The organism is Shigella sp. FC1967 (assembly GCF_001743005.1).
In the GTDB taxonomy this organism is placed as follows: domain Bacteria; phylum Pseudomonadota; class Gammaproteobacteria; order Enterobacterales; family Enterobacteriaceae; genus Proteus.
Map to the genome: position 1 here is coordinate 1 of NZ_MIIZ01000682.1, position 4,778 is coordinate 4,778.

General features: G+C 38.4%; 7 protein-coding genes. All 7 read right to left on the bottom strand.

The genetic code is table 11. From position 1 onward, the window contains the following. Positions 1 to 67: 67 nt before the first annotated feature. Positions 68 to 238, bottom strand: coding sequence for a fimbria/pilus outer membrane usher protein (locus BHE89_RS26985; protein ID WP_353615118.1), 171 nt, complete (start codon positions 236 to 238; stop codon positions 68 to 70). After that, positions 216 to 1,322: a fimbria/pilus outer membrane usher protein gene (locus tag BHE89_RS09675; protein WP_128860439.1), complete on the bottom strand. Its 1,107-nt coding sequence runs from the start codon at positions 1,320 to 1,322 to the stop codon at positions 216 to 218. The genes BHE89_RS26985 and BHE89_RS09675 overlap by 23 nt, the downstream gene beginning before the upstream one ends. Positions 1,323 to 1,356: 34 nt before the next feature. Next, positions 1,357 to 2,073, bottom strand: coding sequence for a fimbrial biogenesis chaperone (locus BHE89_RS09680; protein ID WP_069369447.1), 717 nt, complete (start codon positions 2,071 to 2,073; stop codon positions 1,357 to 1,359). A 9-nt stretch (positions 2,074 to 2,082) separates the two neighbouring features. After that, positions 2,083 to 2,664: a hypothetical protein gene (locus tag BHE89_RS09685; protein WP_069369448.1), complete on the bottom strand. Its 582-nt coding sequence runs from the start codon at positions 2,662 to 2,664 to the stop codon at positions 2,083 to 2,085. Beyond that, the gene (locus BHE89_RS09690) at positions 2,648 to 3,364 is read right to left on the bottom strand and encodes a fimbrial biogenesis chaperone (protein WP_069369449.1); all 717 of its coding nucleotides are present in this window, start codon (positions 3,362 to 3,364) and stop codon (positions 2,648 to 2,650) included. The genes BHE89_RS09685 and BHE89_RS09690 overlap by 17 nt, the downstream gene beginning before the upstream one ends. Positions 3,365 to 3,415: 51 nt before the next feature. After that, positions 3,416 to 3,979 carry a fimbrial protein gene (locus BHE89_RS09695; RefSeq protein WP_069369450.1) on the bottom strand — a complete coding sequence of 188 codons (564 nt, stop codon included), beginning with the start codon at positions 3,977 to 3,979 and terminating at the stop codon, positions 3,416 to 3,418. A 267-nt stretch (positions 3,980 to 4,246) separates the two neighbouring features. Beyond that, positions 4,247 to 4,453 carry a helix-turn-helix domain-containing protein gene (locus BHE89_RS09700; RefSeq protein WP_128860440.1) on the bottom strand — a complete coding sequence of 69 codons (207 nt, stop codon included), beginning with the start codon at positions 4,451 to 4,453 and terminating at the stop codon, positions 4,247 to 4,249. Positions 4,454 to 4,778 lie beyond the last annotated feature (325 nt).

The window sequence follows — 4,778 nt, forward strand, 5'->3', positions numbered from 1 at the left end:
ATTTTCGCCCATGACATAGTGGCATCAAAGGAGAGCGCCCCCAGTTTCCCTAACGAGGTCCCGAACCCTACCACGGAAGATAAATAATCACTGCCCCCCCATTCCCCCCCCCATAGAGGGTGATATTATGGGGTAACCCGTAACTGAATGTGCCTAACGCAAACTTTGATTTCTCTGAGCCTGAGGCATTATATTGCCCTGCCGAGATTTCATATTTAAACGCCCCCTCTCTTTCCATAATGGGTAAACTGCTGCTGGCGATCAATTGCTTGCGTACAGAACCATCTGCTTCTTGGATAAAAAACTTCTAACTCACCAGAAAGCTGGGTTTGTCTTAAATCATCAATTCGAAATGGCCCCGGCGAAACATAGGTTTGATAGACCGTATTGCCATTTTGCTTCACGAGCACCAACGCGTTGGAGTTCGCATATCCAGTGATAACGGGGGCAAATCCACGTTGGGATTGTGGGATCATATCTTCATTTGAGGACAGTGATACCCCTTTAAAAGGGAAGGATTCAAAAATACTCAACACCGGCATAATTTCACCGAGTTGCAAGGTCGATTTTAACGATTTGATATCACGGTATAATCGCACATTATTAAAATTATTTTGGGTATGGCTATTGGAGTCACCGTGACCATCATATTTTGCATAATTACCAAAATAGTTAAAGCGAAAACGCCAAGCTTGGAAATTTATTCCGCCAAAGACTTGGGCTAATACGTTTTTTATATCCGCGCCATCGGTGCGAGAGGTGGAGCCTATCAGTGAATAGTTAAATAATAACGCGGGGATCCCGTCATTCCACAATGCGGGATCAACTTCGCTTTCCGATTTATTTTTCATAATTAACTGAGGAAAGCTCAACTTTAAGGCTAAATCCGAGGTGATAAATGTAGCTCGATAATCGGGAATAAGCGCGGAGAGGTCCTCAATGGGGGCCTCTTTGGGTAAACGTTTAAGCATGGGGACATTCTCAACATCCACGCCTAGCGCTTGCAACTCTTTCGGAGTGAAGACCGGTACCAGTTTGTATTCTTTATTCAAGACAAACTTAACCATTTTTTCTGGCATCGCCTTCTCATTCACACTGATTGATACTAAATAATCCCCAGGTGAAATAGCCCCATCTTTTGAATAGAAAGAGAGATCTAATTGACTATCTTCATTCCCACTAATAAATGCTGGATCAAAATATTCTTCCGCCCACGTTGAGCCCGCATAAAGCGACAATAAAACCGCTAAGGTTAGCTGGCTTAAGGCGTGAAGGCGCCTATTATCAACCACGTTGGGGGTTTGTTTCTGTTTATTTTTCACACAACACCTACATACATTTTAGTCAAGAGGAGGCTTATTTAATTGGAGGGTGTTGTAAGGTTGAACGACACCACTCTGAAGCAAAACCATAATCATTAATTGTTTGCCAATGAATTTGTGTATTGGGTGGGAGCGCTTTAGGATAAATAAAGGTCCCTTGTGCCAACGGTGAAAGCATTATTGTGTTCGGTAAAATATTTTGAGCGTCATTATTGAGTGTGACCGCCACGAGCGTAATAAAATACGGAGTCGTATTTTTTAAAATCATCGCCTTACCGTTATGACTTATGTCAATCAAACAATCATTGTCTTTTTTCTTGTCAGCCAACGCTGCAGGACGAATAAAGACTTTAATAATATTTCGTAAGCCGATCGCCACTGTATTTTTATTTTCTACGGCGTCTTTATCGAGGGCAGGAATAGCCAATACCGCTAAATACCCCAGCGATTCCACTGACTCGTCGGCGTTATTTTTTTTATACAATTTAATCGGTCGGGATTCATGCGCCGCTAATTTAAATAAAGGTGGCGTGATCATCACGGTATTATTTTTTTTTAGATTATCGGGCGATTCCAGTAAATCGGATTTAATTAAATAAGGACGCGAGCTATTATTGGTCATTTGGATCGTTTTACTGTCTTTATCTAAAATGACACGCGTTGTACTTAATACAATGCCGTCATCCGCAAACGATAAAGAATGAAACGTGGCAATGACTAACATACTTAGAAATAAAGAAATTGATTTCATCATTTTTCATTAATCATAGAGAAGGTCAAAACTCACCACGGCTTTCAAGGTTCCCGTTTCCGTTTTCGCTTTATCACACGTTTCATTATCACCACAGGCGATCATCGCATAAAATGGGGTATCCAAATTAAGTGTCGAGACTTTATAGGTTTGGTGATAATCAATAATATCATTATTATTCAGTGAGCTATCCGAATAAGTCGGTGGTGTATCGCTGTGATATAATAAGAACCCCATATTTTTGACGGGTGAATCTTGTGTTTTAAATAACCATTTTCCATCGAGCGTACTAAACCCTGATCCCGAGACTTTTAATTTAGGGGTAATGTTGTCTTCACCATCCACCGCATTACACCGTGAAATATTCAAAATAAAATCACGGGTACGCAACAAGGTTTGCGGTTTAATCTCATTAGTCATCACCGTATCAAATTTAATTTGACTCTGAGAAACCGATAATTCACAAGCCACTTTCACTACATTGGCTTCAAAATTCAGGGGTGCACTGACTGATGCGAGGACACCGGAAGACGTACACAACGTCAGTAAAAAAAGTGTACTCTGCAACACACGCTTATTTTGAATACTCATACATGCCACCCGAATCATTAATTAAGGTCCATTGAATTTTATGTGGGGCAGCAGAAGAGGTCTTTTTCCCAGTGAACGGATATTCAAACGCCTCATAAGGCGGTAGCATTCCTTTACCCACTAAAGGTACTTGTTGACCATCTATTTTGATGTTGACCAACGTAATATAATAAGGAGAAGCATTAGAGACTTTTAATGTCTTGTCTAAAACGTTGAACTGTAAATTAGCTTGAGCCGTTTCAACGCTCATGGGTAAATTTTTAGGACGATAAAAGAGTTTTATCACCGACGAGATCCCAATATTGATGCCCCCAGCGATATTATTTTTTTGTTCGTCTTGATGCTCCATTAACGGGATTGCTTTACTGTTAATATAAAAAATCGATTCGCGATCGTGAGGCAATGACGTCCCCGGTTTGAGCATGATTTTCACACTCGTTGAGGATTGAGGGGCAATTTTGACAATGGATGGTAAAACATAAAATATTTTTTCTTCAGGCCCTGACGGAGTTTTTAATGTCACAGTTTGAGTTAAAACAGACTCCTCTTTCGTGTTATTAATCAGCGTTAAAGGTACGCCCTTTTCCCCTTCAGGGTACACCACTCTTAATGCCCCTAATTGGTAAGAGATCCCCGCAAAAGTATAAGTGGGGCATAATACCATCATGGCACTAAAGCATAACGTCAAAATCGATTTCACAACCTATCCCCCTGATAGAATAAAAGGGAGGTTTCCCCCCCTCATGGTTATTTACTCATAAACAAATGAGAATAAAACAGGTGCTTTAAATGTCCCTGTGGTCACGTCTTGATCAGTGGCAGTCGAGCCATAAGCAGCAGTTAATTTTATTGATACATTGTCCAGAGAAGCGAATTCACCACCTTCTTCTGGTGCTGTGATATCGGCCATTTGGACGGCTTTACCATTTTCAATCGGCTGTTTTTTGTCATCTAAAATCATCACACCCGCATTGCTGGTTGGGTTTTTGCTTTTTTGTAAGAAAATGTTAGTGGTACCAGGTACGGTATCACCGCTAATTTCAACCTGTGCTTTACCCGCTGTTTTCAGTGCATCACAACCACTTAAGGTTAATTGGAAATCGGTTTGACCCGCAGCAACGGGTGTTGATGCAGTAGTGAAATCGGAAGTACGTACACTACCTAAAACCACTTGGTTTTGGCCGTTAACGTTGATATCGCAGCTGACCGCTTGGATATTCCCTAAAAATTCCACGTTGGCTTGGTTAGCCGCTTGTGCTGAGCCCATTCCCATTAATAAGAAAGGAACGGACAGCGCGATTAATTTAGTACGCATAATTAAATACCTTTGAAAAAAATTAAAATGACGCTTATTTGGTTATATTCAGAAAATGACCTCTTTCGATATAACCCCTTTTAAAAAAAAAGAGTCAGCCTATCATTGACTCTTTTTTTAAAGATGATTAAAAAATAGCTTGAATGTGTGGCTAATCGCCCTCGTAAAAAGAGATATATAAAGTGCGATTTAAATTCCATCTTGTTACAAATTACGTATTATTTAAAATAGCAAATGGCATAAAAGAGAACGTGCGTGCTCTTAATTTTATATTTTATTTTTCATTATATAATCAAGAAAATCAAACCAGTCTTTATCTAAGATAATTAAAATGGCGTTCATGGTTTCGATATTAATGCTAGTCATCGCATTTTCATAACGTGATATTTGCTGCTGACTTACATTTAATAACTCACCCAATCTTTTACCTGACAAAGACTTATCATTACGCGCATTTCTAATATATATGCCAATATTTCTCCTTAATAATAAATCATTATTTTTTTTTCATATGATAAGGCCGTATTTTTGTTTAAATCATAATAAATGAATTATCTTAAAGTATCTAATTTGACTAATCAAAATTAGATATCTTTTATTATTTAATGTACTTTGACTTTTCTTTGTTTTTTTATTATTTACATTATTTCCTGAGTAAAATCTAATACTAATATCAAGGTGTGTAAATACGTTATTATCGATCGATAAGTGCATTTTCAATAGGCTTTATCTATCAAAAATAATAATATTGATCGTTTTTTTTACTATTATTTTTATTTTTATTTTCACTTCATTATCA